The organism is Acinetobacter sp. YH12132, assembly GCF_013418645.1.
GTDB classification, from domain to species: Bacteria; Pseudomonadota; Gammaproteobacteria; order Pseudomonadales; family Moraxellaceae; genus Acinetobacter; species Acinetobacter indicus.
Genome location: NZ_VPBR01000003.1, coordinates 312725 through 334445, shown reverse-complemented (window position 1 = coordinate 334445; position 21721 = coordinate 312725). Strand labels below are relative to the sequence as shown.

Here is a 21721-nt window from a genome sequence, read left to right as displayed (position 1 = left end):
ACCCAAGAGATGAACGGGGAGTCAGAAAAATTGATGCTATTTTCAGCAAAGCCTGAGATGGTGCTGGAAAAATAAGCGCTTCAAGTCAATGAATTTATCAATATAGTTTTGAATTTGATAGAAAAAGTCTATCTCAGGTTTCCTATTTTATCTGTGTTAAAAACTTGACCATCCATTTAAATTTTAGGGAAGCAGATGCGATAGATGCTCTGCTTTTTCAACTATAAATTTAAATTCAAAAGCTGATGAATTTAAAACTTAGCGGATGTATTCAGGCTCAAGTTTTTAAATTCAAAAAAATAAAAGTACTGTTGTTATTTTAAAATCTAATCCAGAAACAATCAGATAATTTCACTGTCTGGAACTGAATAATTTTGAAAAAGCAGAAAAGTCGAAGCATAAAAAAAGACCTAAATTTTACAATTTGAGTCTTTTTAAACATTCTGGCGGTGAGAGAGGGATTCGAACCCTCGATACGCGTCAACGTATACACACTTTCCAGGCGTGCTCCTTCAGCCACTCGGACACCTCACCATAGGCCGTGGATAATACCCAAAAAAAGTCACTCTGCCAAGCTGAAACAATTGATTTGCGGAAAAACTTTTGGGCTGGTGCTATTATGCGCAAAAATACGGTCTATCCATGAAGACATTCTATGCAAAGTACTGCAAAAAAAGCCGCCCTGCCTGTGATTACCCTCGCGGCACTGGGCGTAGTTTTTGGTGACATTGGAACGAGTCCACTCTATGCCTTGCGTCAATGTTTCCTGACCGCACATCTGGCCATTTCTGAAGGCAGTGTTCTGGGGATTTTATCGCTGATCTTCTGGTGCATGATGCTGACCATCAGCTTTAAATACGTCACCATCATCATGCGCGCAGACAACAACGGCGAAGGCGGGATTATGTCGCTGCTGGCCTTAAACCTGCGTACCACCCGTATTTCCGAACAGAAGAAAATCTACCTGATTGCACTGGGCTTTATTGGTGCATCGCTGTTTTTTGGTGATGGGATTATTACCCCGGCCATTTCGGTGCTGTCGGCGATTGAGGGGCTGAGTATTGCCACCCCGATGTTTAACCAGTGGCTGATTCCCTTATCTATCGGGATTCTGGCTGGACTGTTTCTGGTACAGCGTCATGGCACTGGCATCATGGGCACCTTCTTTGGGCCGTTGACCCTGCTCTGGTTCCTGTCGATTGGCGGGGTGGGGCTGTGGAGTATTATCCAGACTCCGTATGTGCTGGCGATGATCAGCCCGCACTGGGCCATTAACTTTGTGCTGGAACAGCCTTATGTGGCCTTTTTAACCATGGGCGCAGTCATTTTGACCATGACCGGTGGTGAAGCGATTTATGCCGATATGGGGCATTTTGGCCGCTTGCCGATCCGGATGGCCTGGTTTGTGATTGTGCTGCCATGTCTGTTATTGAATTACGCCGGACAGGGCGCCTTGTTGCTGCGTGATCCGGACGCGATTACCAATCCTTTCTATCTGCTGGTGCCGGACTGGGGTCTGTATCCGATGATTGCGCTGGCCACGGCTGCGGCGGTGATTGCCTCACAGGCGGTGATTACTGGCGTATTTTCGATGGTCAATCAGGCTATTCAGCTGCGTTATTTGCCGCGTTTATCGGTCAAACATACCTCAGAAGTGGAACAGGGCCAGATTTATCTGCCGTTCATTAACTGGGTACTGTTTGTATCGGTGGTGATTCTGATTCTGCTGTTTGAAAACAGTGCCAATCTGGCCAGTGCCTATGGCGTAGCGGTGACCATGACCATGCTCTGCGGCACCATTTTAATTTCCATTCTGGCCTATGGTTTCTGGCGCTGGCCGGTGTGGAAAGTGCTGCTGTTTGCACTGCCTTTTTTAATTCTGGATCTGATTTTTGTCGGTTCAACCTCACTGAAAATTGTCGCCGGTGGCTGGGTACCAATTTTAATTGGTGCCATTGTATTTATCCTCCTGATGACCTGGAAAGATGGCCGTGCCTTGCTGATTCATCATCTGGAAAAAGATGCCTTGCCGATTGAGCTGTTTATTAAAAGTATCAGCATGGGCAATGACACCAAATTTGTGCCGGGCGAAGCGGTATTCTTGACTGGTACGCCGAATATCGTGCCACATGCGATGCTGCATAACATCAAGCACAATAAGGTGTTGCATGAGCGCAATATTATGGTGACGGTGGTGACGCGCGATATTCCGTATGTGCCGCAAGAAGAGCGGGTGCAGATTGAACGGCTAGATGAACGTTTTTACCGGATTTTTATCTATTACGGTTTTAAAGATCAGCCGAATATTCCGCGCGCGTTAAAGCAGGCCTATGATGAATTGGGCTTTGAATTCGACATGATGCAAATGAGCTTCTTTATTTCACGTGAACGCATTATCAGCACAGTCGGCGAAGGCATGGCACCGTGGCGGGAAAAGCTGTTTATTTCGATGCAGCGCAATACCAGTCCGGTCAGTGACTTCTACCAGATTCCGACCAACCGGGTTGTGGAGCTGGGCAGTCAAATCCAGATCTGATGCAACGGCGTGGTCTCAACGCAACTGCAATAAAAAAACCAGAGCATAGCTCTGGTTTTTTGGGAGGATAAAAGCCTAAAACAGGTCTTTAATTGGCTTCATTCAGGCTTGGGGCTTCAGGTAAGGCTTGAACAGGCGCTTGCATTTGCTCGGCGCCAGCTTCAGGTGCGGCCTGAATAGCAGGGTCTGCCATTGGTGCTGCTTCTGGTGCAGCGGCTAAGGCTTCCTGGGTAACATCGGTTTCGGCTTCTATACCATTCACCGGCGCTTCAGCTGAGGAGTCCATCATGGGCGCTGCATTCTGGGCGGCTTCCGCTGCAGGTGCAGTCAACTCTGCTACGGGTGGTTCAGTAATAGGCTGTGCGCCCTGGGCCAACGGATCAGTTGACTGGCCAGCCGATACCGGTTGTGAGGTCAGCGCTGATGCATCGGGTGCAACCGCTTGTACCGGAGCATCATGGCCTGGTACCTGGGCGGGTGCATCTGCCGGAATCACATCCAGCTGCGGATTGGTCGGCATCGGCTGAACCACTTGCGGATTGGCTTCAGAGACAATGCGCACCTGACCGCTGGCCACGATATCCTGCAATGAACCCGGCTGACCATTAACCGTGGTCACCACTTTGGCTTTCGATAAGCTTTCCAGGGTATCACCCGGTTGAATGGGAGGTTCGGCAAAGGCAGTTGCACTCATTAAACCGGTAATCAGGCCGGCACCCAGTAATTTGGAATACATAGATTCCTCCATCAAATTTTTATCACACGATTTTTTCGTGAACTACCTTGGCATATAACACTGGCCTGACGCAACGCAGCACACTGAAAGCCATCCAGACTTATCATAAACTGTGTTAAAACTCTGACAGACTGTTACACAGTCACCGCCTGTACAGCGGTTTATTGTCTAATTGTTAAGCGAACAACAGCCAGAACATATACAAGCTGCAGACCCCTTGTTAAGCTCGGCCAATATGTGATTCTTATAGTTTTTAGCAGTGTAATGGCCAGAAAAAAGCGCAGTACAAATCCGCCTCTCTTTCCCTTTTTTCATCAAGGAAGTTTAAAAGTTGTTTTAGGTGTGGTGGCCGCTGGCAGTTTCGCGATTGCCTTTGGACAGGAAAAAATCAGCCAGTGGATGTCCTTGACACCAAGCACTTCGAATAGTGCCTGTCTGGAACAATTTTACCGTGATGTGCCGCCGTATTTAATTAAAGACAGCCTGCGCAAAGACAGTTATCCGCTGTGCTTTAATGGTTTTAATGTGATGTATTCCGGCGTGTCCAAAACCCCGCTGTGGGTGGTTGAAAGTCTGACCCCGGCGCGTTTAAGCCAGAAAATTCCCCGTGAAGACAGTTTCCATGAAGAAGAGCGGGTGAAAGAGCAGCACCGCGCGACCTTGGCGGATTATCGTGGTTCAGGTTATGACCGCGGACATATGGCCCCAAATGCGGATATGTCCAATAAAGCGGCGCAATACGACAGTTTCTCGCTGGCCAATATGGTGCCGCAAGCGCCGAAGAATAATCAGCAGGTCTGGCGTGAACTGGAAGAAGCCACCCGTGCGCTGGTGAGCAAGCATAAACAGGATGTGTATGTCATTACCGGGCCGACTTTTAGTGGCAAAAAACTGAAAGCGATTGGTAATGGGGTGATTGTTCCAACCTCGGTGTATAAAGCCATTTACTTACCTAAAACCGGCGCAATTGGCGCCTACTATGCACCGAATGACAATTCCCTGCAGGTCAAAGTGGTCAGCGTCTGTTATTTAGAAGAACAGTTGGGCATTAACCTGTTTCCGCAGCTGACCGAAGAGCAAAAACGCAATACCTATAAATTGCCGCTGACTGCCAACGCGGTAAAAGCCAATAAACCACTGGAATATTCGCATTGGGATGCAGAAAGCCAGTGTGCTGAAGATGTTGCTCCGGAGCAGCTACAGGCCTTACAGCGTCAGTTTAAATCGGGAGGTAGCACGGCCACTGCCAGTGGTACAACCTTGGATGCCGAAACCCAGGATGCCATCATTAAGCAGTTGATTGAGGCCTTGTTGCACTATATCTTACAGTTAATGAATAAAAGCTGATCAGCACATATAAACGGCAGGATGAGCAATTGATCCTGCCACAACAACCAGCATTACGGCCGAGGTGGGTATGTTTAAACCGTTTCAACATGGGACAGAATCTCATGCCATTCATGATCTGACTGTCGAGAATGATCTGGACTGCGTGAATGTCTATGGCAATTTACAGCTCACCAAGGACCAGGCGGGTCTGGCTGCGGCTAAAGCCTTGCAGGCACTGCTGAATGAGGTGGTTGCGGCTCTGGAAAAAGAGCCAAATCTGCCTGAAAAAGTCCAGCGTACCGAAGTACGGGAAATCGAAAATCCTTTTCTTTGACATTCTTCCTGTCTTAGAGGACAGGGTTTTTACGCTCTAACTAATAAACTGTTCATTTAAAATATAAAAAAGCCCACCGAAGTGAGCTTGTAGGACGTGCAGCAAGATTAGTCCTTCTTGCCAACCACTTTATAAATCACCGCGCCAATTACCGCACCAATCATTGGTGCAACCCAGAATAACCAGAGCTGGCTTAAGGCTGCAGTTTCTGCAAAGAACGCTACACCGGTACTACGGGCCGGGTTGACTGGGGTGTTGGTGACCGGAATACTGATTAAGTGAATCAGGGTTAAGGCCAGACCAATTGCAATTGGCGCAAAACCGGCCGGCGCACGCTGATCGGTAGCGCCTAAAATAATAATCAGGAAAAAGGCGGTTAAGACAATTTCAATGATCAGTGCTGAAACGAGTGAATATTGCCCCGGGGATAATTCACCAAAACCATTGCTGGCAAAACCACCGGTGTCGCTAAAACCGGCCTGACCCTGGACAATCAGGTATAAAATCCAGGCCGCGACGACAGCACCCAATACCTGGGCAACGATATACGGGAGCAGTTCTTTGGCTTCAAAACGGCCGCCGGCCCATAAGCCCAGACTCACCGCCGGGTTAAAGTGACCGCCTGAAATATGCCCCAGGGCATAGGCCGCGGTTAAAACGGTTAAACCAAAGGCAATCGATACGCCAACAAAGCCAATGCCCAGTTCAGGGGAAGGCTGCAGCCAGCACGGCACTACCACAGCCGCCGAATACCAGCCAGAAGGTCCCCAGAAATTCTGCACAATATTTATTCATTTTCATGTCTCCAGAATTTTATTTATGTGATGAAAATTATAAAGTGTGAAATATGTCACACTATTTTTGTAAAATACTCTTTTTTTATACGCTTCAAATTAAACTAAAAAGATGAAAGATTGATTAAGTTGTTCTGACGCCATTGCTGTGGAGTGTGTTGGGTCCATTGTTTAAAGGCACGCTGAAAGGCACTCTGTTCCGAATAGCCGAGCAGCAGGGCAATTTCCTGTAGGCTTAAATGTGGATCTTTTAAATATTGTTCGGCCAGTAAGCAGCGTACTTCCTGAATCCGTTGTTGATAGGTGGTGCCTTGCTGCTGTAAATGCCGTTGTAACTGCCGTACTGACAAATTCAGCTGCTGGGCAATATGTTCAATCTGGTACATATTGCGTTGTAAACCGGTCAGAATCGCTTGCTGTAAACGGTGATCAATCTGGGTGGAGTTTGGCAGTTTTTCCAGCAGTGCCTTGGCCTGTTGAAGCAATAAATGCTGTAAGGTCTGATCTCCCTGATAAAAGGGTTTCGACAGTTCCTGCAATGGCATCAGCACCTGGGTTTTTTCCTGGGAAAAACGTACCTTGCAATGAAAATACTGCTCATACAGCGCCACATGCCGTGGCGCCGGATTCTGGAAATGTACTTCATGCAGGCAAATATCCTGAAACTCCATAAAATGTTTCAGGAATTCCACCATCAGCGCAATGGCAATTTCATTGGTCAGTTGCGTGGTCATGGTCGGCGGCAGATCAGCCCAGCGAATGGAGAGATAATTGCCTTGCACTTCCACCTGTAACGGACTGCCGTCATACACCAGCCGGTGAAAGTCATGATAGCGTTGCAACGCTTCACCCAGATTGTCACAGGACAGGGCAATATAGGCAATAATGCCCAGATGTTTGGGCTGCACCAGTGCGGCAATTTCCAGTCCCAACGCCGGACGCTGTAGCTGCTGTTCCAGTTCGGTCAGCAAGTCGCGCCAGAGAATATAATCAAAACGTTCCTGATGTTGAACCTGCTGTAATTTTTCTGGAACCGGCAGCTGTTGTGCTTGATAAAAGTCGTACAACAACTGGGCCAAGCCACCATAAATCGAGCCGGTATAATCCTTTATCCGTTGCATAGCTTGTCATTTTATTCTTGTCGTGATTTGTCAATCATATTCAATTTTTCCGTCAATATCTAGCCTGTGCCGACGCTTATAGTGAAGGAAAAGCACAGGAGGACTGGAGCATGTTAAAAGGATTTATTGCAGGTTTATTGGTGGCCAATGCCTTTGAATGGGTGGCACATAAATATGTCTTACATGGTACCCATCGCCCGGGGCAGCCGCGTCACAGTCCGGTGCCACGCAGTATGCATTCGCATTGGGAGCATCATCGTGAGGTGCGGAAAAATCAGTTTAATGATGAAAGCTATGTGATTGGCTGGTCGCACTGGCGCAATAAAAACGAGATTATTTCGCTGGCCGCCGCCGCGGGTGTGTTTGGGCTGGTCTTTTTCCCGATTTCCAAAGGCATGATGGCCGGCAGCATGTATAGTGCCCTGAATTATTACTATATTCACCGCCGTGCCCATTTGGAGCCAGAGTGGGCCAGAACAAAAATTCCCTGGCACTATGACCATCATATGAACAGCAATCAGGATGCCAACTGGTGTGTAACCAAGCCCTGGTTTGACTATATTCTGGGCACCCGGGTTATATCTTCACCGGATTTGCAGGAGCAGAATCCGCTCGGGATTGCCTTGCCACGGCCGCTGTCGGCGCTATTAAACCGCGGCGCGGAAAAATTCTTCCCGGCCAAATGGGTCGACCGGAATGAAAAGCCATCCCCAGATCTTGAGCCGCTACCCAAAGCCAGTTAATGAGAGGGTTGTTTATCTGCTGAGTAAATTCATCGTTGATTGGCCCAAAGTCAGTATATTCGCGGAACAATAATACTGGATCAATTATGTGATAGAGATCAAATAAAACTGATTGAAAACAACTGCTTTGCAAGCTGTTGTCGTGAATTGTCAATAAAATTGGCGTTGATGGTCAATATCTGTTCAGGGAAGTTTTCTATAGTAAAGAAGCTGAAGATAGCGGCAGAACTTCTGCCTACATCGAAGGTGATTCTGTTGAAATATGTACGTTTTAATGCCAAGCGCTGTAGCAATTCTTGGTTTATAGGGAGTCTTCAAGACTCCTTTTTTTTATCTTCATTTTTTATTTGTTTTGCTTTGCCGCATAAAAAAAGAGTGTATGGCTACACTCTTTTTCAGTTCTGAAATATGTACGTCAATGGGCTTAAAGGCGCATTTCAATACCTTGTGCCGCCAAGTATTGCTTGGCTTCCGGAATGGTGTGCTGACCAAAGTGGAAAATTGAGGCCGCCAGAACTGCATCGGCGCCGCCTTTTAAAATCCCGTCTGCCAGATGCTGTAAATTGCCAACACCGCCAGAAGCAATGGTTGGAATATTGACGTGGTCATTAATGGTCCGCATTAGCGCTAAGTCATAACCGGCTTTGGTACCATCGGCATCCATAGAGGTAATTAGCAGTTCGCCAGCGCCGTAATCGGCCATTTTCACGGCCCATTCAATCGCATCAATCCCGGTCGGTTTGCGGCCACCGTGGGTGAAAATTTCCCATTTGTTGTCGCCGGTTTTTTTGGCATCAATCGCCACCACAATACATTGTGCGCCAAAACGTTGTGAGGCTTCCTGTACAAATTCCGGATTAAACACCGCAGCCGAGTTAATGCTGACCTTGTCGGCACCGGCATTTAGCAATAAACGGATATCTTCGACCTTACGCACGCCGCCGCCCACAGTCAGTGGAACAAACACGGTTTCTGCCATACGCTCAACGGTACGGTAGGTGGTGTCACGGCCATGATGGGTAGCGGTAATATCTAAAAAGGTGATTTCATCAGCGCCCTGTTCGTTATAACGACGCGCCACTTCAACCGGATCACCTGCATCACGAATATCCAGAAATTGCACACCTTTCACCACGCGGCCGTTATCTACGTCTAGGCAAGGAATAATACGTTTAGCAAGCATAATTTTTTCCAGTCATTTCAGCTGATTATGAAACTCACCCACACAAGCGCTACACCTTGGCAGATGGACACGCTATTCTATCAAACTTATGTAAGATTTTTCGCAGGTTTTCTATGTCGGTTTATACGCCTTTGACTTTAAAGGAAGTTCAGGATTTTGCAGCCCCTTATGGACTTGAGGTGGTCGATCTGATTCCGATTCAAGGCGGTATTCAAAATACCAATTACTTTTTGGTGGCTCAGGACGGTACACACTATGTGTTGACCGTGTTTGAAGACATGGATGAACAGGCAGCCGGTGAACTGGTGCCGGTACTGGAACATTTGGGTCAGGCAGGTCTGGCTGTGGCGGTGCCGCTCAGTTATGCTGGCAAGGCCATCCACTCGATTAAACAGAAACCGGCCCAGATTGCGCCGCGTTTAATCGGCGAGCATCCAATGCCGGCCAGCATCGCTCAGGTGGAAGCCATTGCCGTGGCACAGGCCAAAATGCATGTGGCCTTAAAAGATTTTCCTTTAAAACGCGCTTTTGTCCGCGATCATGCGTACTGGCTGGCGGTATCCCAGGAAATTAAACCCAGCTTGAGCGAGGCAGATAAAGTCCTGCTCAGCAAATTGCTGGGACTGTATGAAGCGCTTACCGCGATTTATCCGGACCGTCCAAAAGGGTTTATCCATTCTGATTTATTCCGCGATAATACCCTGTTTGAAGGCGATCAGCTGCAGGGCATTCTGGATTTTTACGAGCTGAATCAGGATGAATGGCTGTTTGATATTGCCATTACCTTAAATGACTTCTGTACTGAGTATCCGCAGGTCAGCCTGAATGAAGACAAAGCCATGGCCTTTTTAAAAGCCTATGACAGCATTCGTCCTTTAACCGAAGATGAAAAAGCCTGTCTGGAGCTGTATCTGGCAATGGCTGCTGGCCGTTTCTGGATGATGCGTTTACAGGTGGCACAAAAAAATGCTTTGCAAGGACGCAGCGGTGACGCAATTTTGCAGAAAAATCCGCTCGAGATGCGTAATATGTTGATTGAACGCTTAAAGTTCGTCACAGCTTAAACATAAAGGGTAGGGAAATGCGCGATCAGGGCCGGTTAATTGAATGGTTTGATGACAAGGGCTATGGCTTTATTCAACCCAATGATCCGGACAAAGACCGCGTATTTTTGCATATCAAGGATTTTGCCCGTCCGGGGCCGCGCCCGATTGTCGGTTGTGCACTGGATTATCAGGTCATTTTAGATGAACGCGGCCGCTATCGGGCCCAGCAGGTGGTGTATTTAAAAGCCTCGCAGGTCAAGCCGCGTGCTGATGTGGTGAGCAAGCCGCGGCAGCGTCCTGCGGCCAAACGTCCGGCCATGCAAATCCTGTGTGTGGCCTATATTCTCGTGCTGGCGGTACTGACCCTGACCGGTTTATTGCACGGCCTGCTGCTGTTATTGATCAGCCTGATGAATGCACTCAGCTATTGGCTGTATGCACAAGACAAGGAAGCGGCCCAACTCGGTCACCGCCGGATTCCGGAACAGAGCCTGCATCTGGTTTCGGCTCTGGGGGGCTGGCCGGCGGCCTGGCTGGCACAGGAAAAAATGCGACATAAAACACAAAAACAACCTTTTCGTAAAATTTATTTTTGTACAATTGGCTTAAATATTCTTTTGATTTTATGGTTTATTTCTCCTTTTAATCTGTTGACGCTCTGAGCATAGCGGGGCGGGGAGTGCAGGACAACAATATGAATACTTCCATTGACCGTGACCCGAATCGTAGTCTGACTTTTATTCTGTATCTTCTGTATATCGTGGCGATTTTTAGTGCCGGCTTGCTGGCAATCGTCGCGCTAATCATCAATTATGTAAAACGCGGCGCGGTACGCGGTTCGATTTTTGAAAGCCACTTTACTTGGCAAATTCGCAGCTTCTGGTGGTATCTATTCTGGAATATTGTGGCCTTTGTGCCGTTCTTTTTTATTTTCTTTATTGATGAAGACCCGAACCGCTTTGCCCAGGTCATTTTTGGTGCTTCGGCCTTCTGTCTGGCGGTGATTAGCCTGTCTTGGCTGTGGATTGTCTATCGGGCTATTCGCGGTATTATGCGCCTGAATGATAATGAGCCGATGTATTCTTAAATATCTGAATCATAAGACCGATCTTCCCAAAATTTAGTCCGGAAGATCGATCGCTGATGGCGTGTGCTGCTGTTTCTGACGCAGAAATTTCGGTTTCCATTCACTGATAATCACGCCCAGCACCACCAGAAAACCACCGACCAAAGCCATAAACGGTAAACGCTCGCCGGCCAGACGGCCAAATAGCGAAGCCCATACCGGTTCTCCGGCATAAATAATTGCCGCCTGTGCCGGGCTGACTGCACGCTGCGCCCAGTTCATCACCAGCTGAACCAGTGCACTGGCCAGACCTAAACCGCCCGCCAAGAGCAGCAGCATCCAGGAAAATTGTGGTAGTTGCTGCTCACCGACCAGTGGCATGGCAAGAAAGGCAAACAGGGAGGCGAACAGCAGTTGAATCACCGTGACCCGTTGCAGATTGACCCGTCCGGCAAAATGGCTGATCAGGATAATTTCCAGTGCAATCGCAATGGCGCCGAGCAGGGTAATCAGCTGACCAAAACTCAGCTGTAGCTGCCCCAAACCATTGCCGGTCAGTAAAACCAGCCCGATAAAGGCACAGCTAGCGCCCAGCCAGATCATGATGTGTAGCCGTTTCCGGAACAGCAGCCACAGTAAGATCGGCACCAGCGGCACATATAATGCGGTTAAAAATGCCGATTCGCTACTGCTGATGGTCTGCAGCCCTACGGTTTGCGTACCATAACCGACGGTCAGGCTGGCCCCAATCAATGCGCCGGCCCAGAGTTCTTTGGCTTGCACAGCGCGTAAATGCGGCAGCGAAATCAGTGCGACTGCCAGTGCAGCGGCGGCAAAACGGCAGCCGACAAAAAACATCGGGCTGGCATAATTCAGCGCCAGCTTGACTGCCACAAAGGTACCGCCCCAGAGCATGGTAATCATGATCAGGGCCAGTTGTGGCGCTTTGCTGTTAAGTGTGGTTTTAAGGTTCACAGGGGCATCAGACATGGCAGATCAGCGAGTATTCGAAAAAAGACATCAACCCGGTGAGGGCATAAAAAAAGAGGCCCGAAGACCTCTTTCTGACAGCAGCACTTAGAGGGCTTGCTCATCCAGCAGCAATTGCGCTTCACGCAAATTCAGGCTGCCTTCATAAATGGCACGACCGGTAATCGCCCCTAAAATGCCCGGTTGGCCTTTTAAGTTACGGACATCATCCAGATTGGTCACGCCGCCTGAAGCAATCACTGGTAAACCTGAATATTGCGCCAGATTGACAGTCTGCTCGACGTTTACGCCTTGCATCATGCCGTCACGGGCAATATCGGTATACACAATGCTGGAGACACCGGCATCGGCAAAACGTTTGGCCAGATCGGTGGCTTTCACTTCAGTCACGTTGGCCCAGCCATCGGTCGCGACCATGCCATTCATGGCATCAATGCCCACAATGATATGCCCGGCGAATTTTTTGCAGGCTTGTTCGACAAATTCTGGCTCTTGAACGGCTTTGGTGCCAATAATCACAAAAGATACGCCTGCATCGAGGTAATGTTCAATGGTTTCAAACGAGCGAATACCGCCACCAATCTGAATTGGCAGGTCTGGCTGTGCTTTGGCAATGGCCTCGACCACCGGTTTATGGATTGGGGTACCTGCAAAAGCGCCATTTAAGTCGACCAGATGCAAGCGACGCGCACCTTCATTGACCCAATGCTGTGCAGTGGCCACCGGATCATCAGAAAATACGGTATCGTCTTCCATACGACCTTGTTTTAAACGGACACATTTTCCATCTTTCAGGTCAATTGCAGGGATGATCAGCATGCTTTCGCTCCTTGCTTCATCGGTTAAATTTCTTGCCGCCCATCTTAGCAATAAACGAAAATTTTCTAAATGCTATATTTGCATGCAAAAATAAAAACAGCCTGTGCTGTGTCAGGCGGTCAACAAAGGTTCGATGAAGAAAATCCGGCTGTCTGTGCAGCTTGATCTTCAAAGCGGTTTAGGGCGGGGTTTTAGATGGCCGGATTCTGAGTTTGAGCGAGGTATTGGGAATCTGTTTCGGCAACAGGCCCAAACGCAACAATTCTTCAAAAACCAGTACCGGGGCATAAGCATCGGCGGCGGCATATTCCATTTGTGCTGTGCTTAATACCGGATTGGCCCAGTTCGAGGTGCTGAGCCGTTTGCTTTTGGGAAAATAGACCTGAAACAGCAGCGCCATGGCATGTTTTAATCCGACCGGGTTTTTAAAGCCAAAGCTGTGAAAGCATTTGGACAGTTCCAGCACACTGTTCAGTTCTACGCCTTTTTTGCGAAACAGATGGGCATCATTTTTCAGGCCAAAGCCGACTTTAATCTGGTCACGGTTGGCGAAGATTGGCTTAAGAAAGTTCCAGATTTCCTCATTCATCTGAAATAGATAGGCCCGATCTAGTGTGGCCAGCTGAATCAGGTGCGGGCCATCCGACACTTCGCCACTTTTAAAAATCGGTTTGGATTCCGAATCAAAGCCGAGTACCGCTGCAATATTCAGTTCATGCGCATAGTGCTGACATTCGGCCAGCGTTTGAATCAGATGAATTTTAGAGGGTGGCAGACTTTGAAAGCGCGGCAGCTGTTCCAGCTGGCTGGAAGAGGGCATATGGGGTGATGTTGAAGATAAGCTCATGCCATCTTTTCCTTGGGCTGGCGATAAAAATAAGGCCTGAATTGTCAGGCCTTATTTTAAGCAAGCGGGACCTTTTAGGCCAGTACTGCACCAAAAATGGCAAAAGCAAATAGCAGTACCAACAGAATAATATAAATCCAGGCCAGCGCCGCTTCCCAGCCAGCCGTAGCACGTGGTGGACCATAGCTGTTAACACGTTGATCACCCGGGGCGAAAAACAGATACAGCATCAGCAACAGGTTGGCCACTGGAACCAGCATCAGTAACGATAGCCAGCCGGTATGGTTACGGTCATGCAGACGGCGGATGGTGAAAATAAACATCAGATATAACACCCCCAGATAAATCAGTGCGCCCAGCACCAGCGGGGTGAGCGAAATGCCGCCAGCAGGATCAATATTCATCAGCCCGGGAAAGAGCAGGGTCAAAACCAGAAAAACCGGAATCATTAACAGTGCAATCAGGCAGTTCCAGGCCAGATAGGAGAAACGTCCAAAACGCCCCGCCGCGCTGAGTGCCGAATCTTGTGTCGTGATGTGTTGGGTATGAGTGGTGCTATGCATTTTTGAATTACCTGTTTTATTTTTATTGAGTTGTATAAAAAGAAGTCAAATATTACTAAAAATTGCTTAAAAAAGAAAGAAATAAAAAATAGGTGAAAACAAAGCCGGGACGAACCCGGCTTTATACATCTTGCGCAACAGAGGAAGGGTGTTAAATCTTCCAGTCGACAAAGTTCTTTAACAGTTGCAGACCAGCAGTATGGCTTTTTTCCGGGTGGAACTGGGTCGCGAACAGGTTGTCTTTGTGCAGGGCGGTACAGAATTGCAGCCCATAGTCACAGGTCGCTGCCACAATTGTGCTGTCTTTCGGCTCGACATAGAAGCTGTGCACGAAATAGAAACGTGCATCCTGTTCAATGTTGTTCCACATTGGATGGCTCGGGTCAACCTGATGCACCTGGTTCCAGCCCATGTGTGGCACTTTTAGACCTTCAACCTCCGGGAAGCGTTTTACCACCCCTTCAAAAATACCCAGTGCATCGGCACCGCCATTTTCTTCGGAATGTTGCATCAGCGCCTGCATACCCACACAAATGGCCAGTACCGGTTTATTAAACACCGCCTGACGCACGACCTCATCGATCCCGGCTTCATGCATGCCTTGCATACAGTCGCGCATGGCGCCGACACCCGGAAACACGATTTTATCGGCCTGGGCAATCAGTTTCGGGTCATTGGTGACATCCACCGTAGCACCGACGTGTTCCAAAGCTTTGGCGGCAGAGTGCAAATTCCCCATGCCATAATCAAGAAGGGCAATACGGGTCATTACAGGGTACCTTTGGTCGATGCCACAGTATTTGCAGCACGTGGATCAATTTCACAGGCCATACGCAGTGCGCGCGCAAAGGCTTTAAACACGCTTTCAATCTGGTGGTGGCTGTTTTTGCCTTTCAGGTTGTCGATGTGTACGGTCATTAGCGAGTGGTTCACAAAGCCCTGGAAGAATTCAGAGAATAAATCGACATCAAAACGGCCAATGGTGGCGCGAGTAAATGGCACATCCATAAACAGGCCCGGACGACCAGATAAATCCACCACGGCACGGCTTAAAGATTCATCGAGTGGGGCATAGAAGTGACCATAACGCTTTAAGCCTTTTTTATCGCCCAGTGCCTGTGCAAAGGCCTGACCCAGGGTAATACCACAGTCTTCTACGGTATGGTGGTCATCAATTTCCAGATCGCCATCACAATGAATATCAATATCAAACAAACCGTGTCGCTTGATTTGATCAATCATATGGTCTAAAAATGGAATACCAGTGTTGAGTGTGCCTTGACCGGTACCGTCGAGGTTTAAACGAACTCGAATTTTGGTTTCGTTAGTGTTTCTTACCACTTCACTGATACGCTCTGCCATGGACACGTTCCTCAAAAAACGTTAAAAATGATGGATGTAAAAATGTTTCGCTGCGACGAAGTCCCAGCATATTAGATTGCTCAGGAGGGTTAATCAATGCCTATTACCGTACATGCTTATACTTCACTGGAAAATGATGAAGTGCGCAGCCAGCTTGAGCGACTGTATGACACCAGTCCAGAGTTTGGTGATGGCCAGGATGCGGTAGAGCAACTCGAGCAACATCTGAACCAGTATACCCTACTTTATACCGCAGAATTTAATACAAAATTAATTGGTGCAATTTGGTGTACCGGGCAGGGCGAAAGCAGGACCCTGGAATATATTGTGGTGCATCCGGCCAATCGTGGTCGCGGTGTGGCCGAGCGTCTGGTCAGTGAAGTCTGCCGCATGGAAGAAGCCAAAGGCGTGAATCAGTTTGAACCGGGCTGTGGCGCAATTCACCGCTGTCTGGCACATCTGGACAAGCTCTAAGCGAGTTAAAATGAAATTCAAGAGAGGCTAATCGCCTCTCTTTTTTTATCTGCTGGCCTGCAAATGACTGGAATCATGGGCGTTTCACTTAAAAAATAAGCAGACAGCGTACAAAATGCTGTAAAAGTAAACAAATACTTGAATTTATGCAAAAGCTGCTTGACGGCACCGGGCGGAGATTGTTTAATACGCGTCATCGGCGTGATAGCTCAGTTGGTAGAGCAACGGATTGAAAATCCGTGTGTCCCCAGTTCGATCCTGGGTCTCGCCACCATATTCAAACGTTTAAACGTTTTCAATCCCTGATCCCATCAGGGATTTTTTTTGGGTAAAAAATACTCGATTAAATAAAAATGTCATGATTTATATTGACTAATTTCCCCAGATGCGGCTTAATACACGGCATCGGCGTGATAGCTCAGTTGGTAGAGCAACGGATTGAAAATCCGTGTGTCCCCAGTTCGATCCTGGGTCTCGCCACCATATTCAAAAAGCCCCTGCATTGCAGGGGCTTTTTTTTATGGCATTTAAAAAATGGCAGCATGATCTTTCATCTTTCATCTTTCATCTTTCATCTTTCATCTTTCATCTTTCATCTTTCATCTTTCATCTTTCATCTTTCATCTTTCATCTTTCATCTTTCATCTTTCATCTTTCATCTTCAAGATTCACTGGGTCTGATCAGATCGGGAACACAGTTACGCTAATAACAGCTTAATAACACGAATCCTGCTGAATAAGATTGCATTCTGGCGCTTAATAGAGAGACATGTTTCATTACTGTTCAGGAGGCCGTGTATGACGCGCTTTCAGATGTTCTCCTCGACTGTAATGATTATGCTGGGAATCGGCTCAACGTCGGTCTGGGCGCAACCCGAGCGTCTAGCAACGCTTCAGGTCATGGCAGAACCTGAACTACGTCAGGAAGTGGGCTTTATTCCGTATCAGGAAGATCGTGCAAAGCGTAAGGCATTACAGCACCGGATCATGCAAATTCAGCAGGACACTCAAAACCGGGTAATTGACCCGGACCCGCCTGTCCTGATTACCATGCCGGCCAAAGAACCGGTCAATATGGATCATCTTTCTCCCGCGTTGCGGCAGCATATTCTGGCGATTGCCGCCGGTCTGCAGTCGGATAACCCGCTACGTGGCCTGGAAACCCTGCTGGCGCCATTTCGTGGCCCGGATGGACAGATTCAGCTTGATTTACCCAATGTTTCGTTAGGCGTGGTCGATTATGAGATGAATCTGGGCAATAGCTTGTTCCCCGATATTAGCTCACAGTTACGCAACCCGACCCGATAATAGATGACGTGACAGGGGAAACTGTCCAGCCATAAAAAAACGCTCCAGAGGAGCGTTTTTTTAGATCTGATTCAGGCCGAGATTAAGCCGTTTTTACCGCTGCTTCTTGGGCCAGCATGTGACCATTTTCTTCGAAGTTGCTGTGCCAAGCCAACGCTTCACGTAACAGGTGAGGAGTGTGGCCGCCTTTTGCACATGCGCGGTCGAAGTAGTCGTTTAATGCATCACGGTACATTGGGTGTGCACAGTTGTCGATAATCGCACGAGCGCGCTCACGCGGTGCCAGACCACGAAGATCGGCAAGACCCTGTTCAGTCACCAGAATGTCAACGTCGTGTTCTGCATGGTCAATGTGTGATGCAAATGGAACAACAGATGAAATGTCGCCGCCTTTGGCAATAGACTTGGTCACGAAAATGGCCAGGTGAGCGTTACGCGCGAAGTCACCTGAACCACCAATACCGTTCATCATTTTGGTACCGCATACGTGAGTGGAGTTCACGTTACCGTAGATATCGAACTCAAGCGCAGTGTTGATGCCGATAATACCTAAACGACGTACCAGTTCAGGGTGGTTTGAAATTTCCTGTGGACGCAGAACTAATTTGTCTTTGTACTGTTCTAGGTTGTTAAATACTTTCTCGCCGTATTTCGCAGACAGGGTAATAGATGAACCTGAAGCGAACTTCATTTTACCGGCATCAATCAGTTCGAAAGTACAGTCTTGCAGTACTTCTGAGTACATGATCAGGTCTTCGAAGTTTGATTCTTTCAAGCCGGTCAATACTGCGTTAGCGATTGAACCAATACCTGCTTGTAAAGGACCGAGGTTTTTCGGTAAACGGTCTTCAGCTACTTCTTTTTCAAAGAATGCGATCAAGTGGTTGGCAATTGATTGAGTCTCGTCATCTGGTGCAGTGACAGTTGATGGAGAGTCATGTAATTCGCTGTTAAATACGATACCAACGATTTTTGCAGGATCGATGTTAATTGCTTGAGTACCGATACGCTCGTCAACTTTGGTCAACGGAATTGGTTGACGGGTAGGACGATAGGTCGGGATATAAATGTCGTGTAAGCCTTCAAACGCCGGGCTTAAGTTGGTGTTGATTTCAACAATGACTTTTTCAGCAAAAATTGCAAAGCTTGCAGAGTTACCTACAGAAGTGGTTGGCACGATGCCGCCATCTTCAGTAATTGCAACGGCTTCAATTACCGCTACATCTGGCTTTTTCAGCTGCTGGTTACGCATTTGCTCAACTGTTTCAGACAAGTGCTGATCGATGAACATGACTTCGCCTTTGTTGATGGCTTTACGTAAAGTGTTATCCACTTGGAAAGGCAGACGACGTGCCAGTACACCGGCTTCAGTCAGTTGTTTGTCGAGATCGTTCCCTAAGCTCGCACCAGTAATTAATGTAATTTTTAGAGGATTCGCTTGTGCTTGTTTCACTAAAGCCAAAGGAACAGCTTTCGCTTCACCGGCACGTGTAAAGCCACTCATACCAACAGTCATACCGTCTTGGATGAATTGAGCAGCTTGCTCCGCACTCATAACCTTGTCATGTAGGGAAGCTAAACGGATGCGATCTAGGGACATGGTTTACTCTCGTTTGAAAAATCAGAACTGATGGCGATTGTACCCATCAAAAAAGCCATTTTGCATACCTGTTAGGCTAAGGTCTAATTTTTTCAAAAAATGCAGGTATAAATATATTTGATGCTTTTTATCTTGTTGAAAATTCAATAATAAAAATTAAAAGACAAATCTTCACCAAGAACTGATTGATCAATATTTAAGCATGATTTAGAAATGTTCTGTAATACTTTGCTTAATTTTTTCTAGGGTGCTGCTGTTGTTTTTTTCATCATCTGGCTGTTCGGGCAGCGGTAAAGAGATGATGACTTCCAGTCCACCGTGCTCGCGATTGCGAATAATCAGCTCGCCTTGGTGAATATCGACAATCCGTTTCACAATGGCCAGACCTAAACCGCTACCTTGGACGGTACGTGCGGCATTCCCACGCACAAAAGGCTGCATTAAAGATTCAATCTGATCTTCAGGAATGCCTTCACCATGATCGGCCACACTAATGCAGATAAATTGTTCCTGCACTTTGGCAGACAGCTCAATCGGTTCAGTGCCATAACGCTTGGCATTGTTAATCAGGTTGCCAATCAAGCGTTTCAGCGACAGGCTGCGTGCCTGCAAAATCGGTAATTCTTCCGGGCTAAAGCGAATGTCCAGCGGTTTAAACTGGATCACCAGTTCCTGTAACAAGGCATTTAAATCGGTATCTTGCAGTTCTTCATCCGAGCCATCACGCATATAGGAAATGAACTGGTCCAAAATGGCGTCCATATCTTCAACATCGTAAATCAGGCCTTCTTTTAAAAAGTCTTCATCCGGCATCATTTCTGCACTCAGCCGAATCCGGGTCAGGGGGGTGCGCAGGTCATGCGAAATTCCGGCCAGCATAATCCGGCGGTCGCGCTCGGTCTGCTCCAGGGTGAAAATCATCTGGTTAAAGGCCTGGTTCACCTGACGGATTTCCAGTGGGCCATGATTGGTTTCTAAATAAGGCGCTTTGCCGGTTTGACTATAGGTGTTGGCCGCTTCCTGCAGGCGGCGTAACGGCCGGTTTAGCTGTCGTACTAGGGTCAGAATAATAATCGCAGACAGCAGCGGAATGCCGAGCAGCCAGCCAAACACCAGTTCCGGACTGTAGTTGGCATAGGTTTTTAATGGTTCACGAACCCAGTGGTCGTTCATTTCCGGGGTTTGAATCCAGATGCGTGGGCTGGGCTTGAACTGGAAATACACGGTTACATCATCGGCTTTGAGTTCATTGGCCAGTTTTTTCTCGATTTGTCGGGTAAAGAATTCGGCAATAACTTTGTCGCGGACATTTGGATATTCCTTGGGATCGGTAATGTATTCAATCCCGACCCGGTTTTTTAGCCAGGCATCGACATCGACTTCGGCATCATTATGGAAAATCCGTAATTCCGGATTGTTTAGAATTTCCAGTTCAACTGCCAGATAACGGGCATGTTGCTGGATTTCCGGCAGATACAGGGTACGCCAAAAGAACCATAGTGACATAAACAGACTGAAAATCACCACAAACAGCACCAGCACGGTGGTCCGCATGGCAGCCGAGCGCGGTTTGATTTTATCCAGAAAGCGTTCCCACGGCGTGCGTTTGCGTTCTGAATAGGTTTCAAAGTCGGTAAAGTCTTGTGGATCGATGGGGTCGAGTTTCACAATGAGTCCTTTTTAAAAAGGGAAAGTTCTCCCCCAAAATTGGATACGCGTTAGGTCATCCGCAACTGTTTGAGGCAGGACTCAAGTAAATTACTTATGTTTCTGCGAAATATTGGTTGAAATGACGGAATTTGCCGAGTTTTGCGGATGACAATGGTTTTGCTTACTTTTGCCGAAACAAAAGTAAGGCGAACCGCAGGTTGTATCCCATCAGTGGGGAATAGACCGTAAGACTCCGTCATAGATTCGATGAGTGAGCTTTATTCCGCACCATCTGGAACAAAGACATAACCCACACCCCACACCGTTTGAATATAACGCGCACGTGCCGGGTTTTCTTCAATCAGGCGACGTAAACGAGACACTTGCACATCAATCGAACGTTCCATTGCACCCCATTCACGGCCACGCGCCAGATTCATAAGCTTGTCGCGGGTCAGCGGTTCACGAGGATGTTGTACCAGCGCTTTTAACACTGCGAACTCGCCTGTAGTTAAAGTCACGACTTGACCTTCACGGGTCAGGGTACGGGTCGAAAGATCTAGCGCCCACGGTCCAAAGCTGACCACTTCCATCTGCTGGCTTGGTGCGCCTGGGACTTCACGTACCTGACGGCGTAATACGGCACGAATACGCGCTAACAGTTCGTTCGGGTTAAACGGTTTTGGCAGATAGTCATCGGCACCTGCTTCAAGGCCGGCAATACGGTCTGAGTCGCTGCCGCGTGCGGTCAGCATGATAATTGGCGTATCAATACTGGACTGGCGTAAACGGCGGCAAATGCTCAGGCCATCTTCAATCGGCAGCATGAAATCGAGCACGATCAGGGAAAACAGCTCGCGTTGTAACAGGCGATCCATTTGCGTAGCATCATGGGCAGTTTTGACCACGAAACCTTTATCTTCCAGAAAACGCTGTAACAGCGTACGCAAACGCACATCATCATCGACAACGAGAATGCGTTCAACGCGGTCAGTTTCGGTATGTACGGCATCTGTATTTTCAGCAGGTACAACTAAACTCATGATGTGCTCCTTTATTCTTTATTGTGGTCGTATGCAAAGCTTTCACTGACTTTGAGTATACGATTCATCTGTATGCCTTGACTATGCTCTAAAGCAACAAATATTGCAGTTAAAATCAAGACATAGATACCAAATATATACATCTATGATAGAAGATAAATCCCACAATTTGGGGAA

General features: G+C 47.8%; 21 protein-coding genes, 3 tRNA genes and 1 pseudogene. 11 read left to right on the top strand and 14 right to left on the bottom strand.

Going from position 1 to position 21721, the window contains the following annotated elements:
• Positions 1 to 444: 444 nt before the first annotated feature.
• A tRNA-Ser gene (locus FTU67_RS05570) sits at positions 445 to 534 on the bottom strand.
• A 121-nt stretch (positions 535 to 655) separates the two neighbouring features.
• On the opposite strand from FTU67_RS05570, the gene FTU67_RS05565 reads away from it, so the two are divergent.
• Positions 656 to 2536 carry a potassium transporter Kup gene (locus tag FTU67_RS05565; protein WP_168417079.1) on the top strand — a complete coding sequence of 627 codons (1881 nt, stop codon included), beginning with the start codon at positions 656 to 658 and terminating at the stop codon, positions 2534 to 2536.
• Between the two features lie 88 nt (positions 2537 to 2624).
• Here the strand turns inward: FTU67_RS05565 and FTU67_RS05560 are convergent, their stop codons facing one another.
• Positions 2625 to 3272, bottom strand: a complete 648-nt coding sequence (locus tag FTU67_RS05560; protein ID WP_180061513.1) for a hypothetical protein — start codon at positions 3270 to 3272, stop codon at positions 2625 to 2627.
• A gap of 264 nt (positions 3273 to 3536) precedes the next feature.
• On the opposite strand from FTU67_RS05560, the gene FTU67_RS05555 reads away from it, so the two are divergent.
• Together FTU67_RS05555 and FTU67_RS05550 are read left to right on the top strand one after the other, a co-directional pair.
• Positions 3537 to 4619, top strand: a complete 1083-nt coding sequence (locus FTU67_RS05555) for a DNA/RNA non-specific endonuclease (RefSeq protein WP_180061512.1) — start codon at positions 3537 to 3539, stop codon at positions 4617 to 4619.
• A 70-nt stretch (positions 4620 to 4689) separates the two neighbouring features.
• The gene (locus FTU67_RS05550; protein ID WP_005180612.1) at positions 4690 to 4935 is read left to right on the top strand and encodes a hypothetical protein; all 246 of its coding nucleotides are present in this window, start codon (positions 4690 to 4692) and stop codon (positions 4933 to 4935) included.
• Between the two features lie 107 nt (positions 4936 to 5042).
• On the opposite strand, the pseudogene aqpZ reads toward FTU67_RS05550, so the two are convergent.
• Both aqpZ and FTU67_RS05540 read right to left on the bottom strand, forming a co-directional pair.
• Positions 5043 to 5730: pseudogene (aqpZ, locus tag FTU67_RS05545) on the bottom strand (aquaporin Z).
• Positions 5731 to 5833: 103 nt separating this feature from the next.
• Positions 5834 to 6850: an AraC family transcriptional regulator gene (locus FTU67_RS05540; RefSeq protein ID WP_005180609.1), complete on the bottom strand. Its 1017-nt coding sequence runs from the start codon at positions 6848 to 6850 to the stop codon at positions 5834 to 5836.
• A 110-nt stretch (positions 6851 to 6960) separates the two neighbouring features.
• Between FTU67_RS05540 and FTU67_RS05535 the strand changes: the two genes are divergently transcribed.
• Positions 6961 to 7593 carry a hypothetical protein gene (locus tag FTU67_RS05535; protein ID WP_180061510.1) on the top strand — a complete coding sequence of 211 codons (633 nt, stop codon included), beginning with the start codon at positions 6961 to 6963 and terminating at the stop codon, positions 7591 to 7593.
• 424 nt (positions 7594 to 8017) lie between these two features.
• Here FTU67_RS05535 and hisF read toward each other — a convergent pair whose 3' ends face one another.
• The gene (hisF, locus tag FTU67_RS05530; RefSeq protein ID WP_317306787.1) at positions 8018 to 8779 is read right to left on the bottom strand and encodes an imidazole glycerol phosphate synthase subunit HisF; all 762 of its coding nucleotides are present in this window, start codon (positions 8777 to 8779) and stop codon (positions 8018 to 8020) included.
• Between the two features lie 110 nt (positions 8780 to 8889).
• On the opposite strand from hisF, the gene FTU67_RS05525 reads away from it, so the two are divergent.
• Genes FTU67_RS05525 through FTU67_RS05515 form a run of 3 tightly spaced genes read left to right on the top strand, consistent with a single transcriptional unit; the run spans position 8890 to position 10909 of the window.
• Complete coding sequence (locus FTU67_RS05525) at positions 8890 to 9840, top strand: homoserine kinase (protein WP_180061509.1); 951 nt, start codon at positions 8890 to 8892, stop codon at positions 9838 to 9840.
• 17 nt (positions 9841 to 9857) lie between these two features.
• The gene (locus tag FTU67_RS05520; protein ID WP_005180601.1) at positions 9858 to 10484 is read left to right on the top strand and encodes a DUF1294 domain-containing protein; all 627 of its coding nucleotides are present in this window, start codon (positions 9858 to 9860) and stop codon (positions 10482 to 10484) included.
• Between the two features lie 32 nt (positions 10485 to 10516).
• On the top strand, positions 10517 to 10909 hold the full coding sequence (locus FTU67_RS05515) for a hypothetical protein (protein WP_180061508.1): 393 nt from the start codon (positions 10517 to 10519) through the stop codon (positions 10907 to 10909).
• Positions 10910 to 10942: 33 nt separating this feature from the next.
• On the opposite strand, the gene FTU67_RS05510 is transcribed toward FTU67_RS05515, so the two are convergent.
• The 6 genes from FTU67_RS05510 to hisB all read right to left on the bottom strand — a co-directional run bounded on the left by FTU67_RS05510 (position 10943) and on the right by hisB (position 15469).
• Positions 10943 to 11878: a DMT family transporter gene (locus FTU67_RS05510; RefSeq protein ID WP_168395977.1), complete on the bottom strand. Its 936-nt coding sequence runs from the start codon at positions 11876 to 11878 to the stop codon at positions 10943 to 10945.
• Positions 11879 to 11965: 87 nt separating this feature from the next.
• Positions 11966 to 12697, bottom strand: coding sequence for a 1-(5-phosphoribosyl)-5-[(5-phosphoribosylamino)methylideneamino]imidazole-4-carboxamide isomerase (hisA, locus tag FTU67_RS05505; RefSeq protein WP_005180591.1), 732 nt, complete (start codon positions 12695 to 12697; stop codon positions 11966 to 11968).
• Between the two features lie 178 nt (positions 12698 to 12875).
• Positions 12876 to 13544, bottom strand: a complete 669-nt coding sequence (locus FTU67_RS05500) for a 3'-5' exonuclease (RefSeq protein ID WP_016658423.1) — start codon at positions 13542 to 13544, stop codon at positions 12876 to 12878.
• A 74-nt stretch (positions 13545 to 13618) separates the two neighbouring features.
• Complete coding sequence (locus tag FTU67_RS05495; RefSeq protein WP_005180586.1) at positions 13619 to 14107, bottom strand: DUF805 domain-containing protein; 489 nt, start codon at positions 14105 to 14107, stop codon at positions 13619 to 13621.
• Positions 14108 to 14258: 151 nt separating this feature from the next.
• Positions 14259 to 14876, bottom strand: coding sequence for an imidazole glycerol phosphate synthase subunit HisH (hisH, locus tag FTU67_RS05490; protein WP_005180583.1), 618 nt, complete (start codon positions 14874 to 14876; stop codon positions 14259 to 14261).
• Entirely contained in the window at positions 14876 to 15469 is a 594-nt protein-coding gene (hisB, locus tag FTU67_RS05485) for an imidazoleglycerol-phosphate dehydratase HisB (RefSeq protein WP_180061507.1), read from the bottom strand. The genes hisH and hisB overlap by 1 nt, the downstream gene beginning before the upstream one ends.
• A 96-nt stretch (positions 15470 to 15565) precedes the next feature.
• Here hisB and FTU67_RS05480 point away from each other — a divergent pair, with 96 nt between their 5' ends.
• The 4 genes from FTU67_RS05480 (at position 15566) to FTU67_RS05465 (ending at position 17251) form a co-directional block, all read left to right on the top strand.
• On the top strand, positions 15566 to 15943 hold the full coding sequence (locus FTU67_RS05480) for a GNAT family N-acetyltransferase (protein ID WP_016658426.1): 378 nt from the start codon (positions 15566 to 15568) through the stop codon (positions 15941 to 15943).
• Between the two features lie 198 nt (positions 15944 to 16141).
• A tRNA-Phe gene (locus tag FTU67_RS05475) sits at positions 16142 to 16217 on the top strand.
• Between the two features lie 133 nt (positions 16218 to 16350).
• Positions 16351 to 16426 (top strand) — tRNA-Phe (locus tag FTU67_RS05470).
• Positions 16427 to 16741: 315 nt separating this feature from the next.
• Positions 16742 to 17251 carry a hypothetical protein gene (locus tag FTU67_RS05465; protein WP_180006561.1) on the top strand — a complete coding sequence of 170 codons (510 nt, stop codon included), beginning with the start codon at positions 16742 to 16744 and terminating at the stop codon, positions 17249 to 17251.
• A gap of 82 nt (positions 17252 to 17333) precedes the next feature.
• On the opposite strand, the gene FTU67_RS05460 is transcribed toward FTU67_RS05465, so the two are convergent.
• From FTU67_RS05460 to ompR, 3 genes are all read right to left on the bottom strand, one after another.
• Complete coding sequence (locus tag FTU67_RS05460) at positions 17334 to 18851, bottom strand: acetyl-CoA hydrolase/transferase family protein (protein ID WP_005180567.1); 1518 nt, start codon at positions 18849 to 18851, stop codon at positions 17334 to 17336.
• A gap of 207 nt (positions 18852 to 19058) precedes the next feature.
• Positions 19059 to 20519 (bottom strand): ATP-binding protein, encoded by a 1461-nt coding sequence (locus FTU67_RS05455; RefSeq protein WP_168406587.1) that lies wholly within the window; start codon positions 20517 to 20519, stop codon positions 19059 to 19061.
• A 260-nt stretch (positions 20520 to 20779) separates the two neighbouring features.
• On the bottom strand, positions 20780 to 21544 hold the full coding sequence (ompR, locus tag FTU67_RS05450; protein ID WP_180061506.1) for a two-component system response regulator OmpR: 765 nt from the start codon (positions 21542 to 21544) through the stop codon (positions 20780 to 20782).
• Positions 21545 to 21721: the final 177 nt, after the last annotated feature.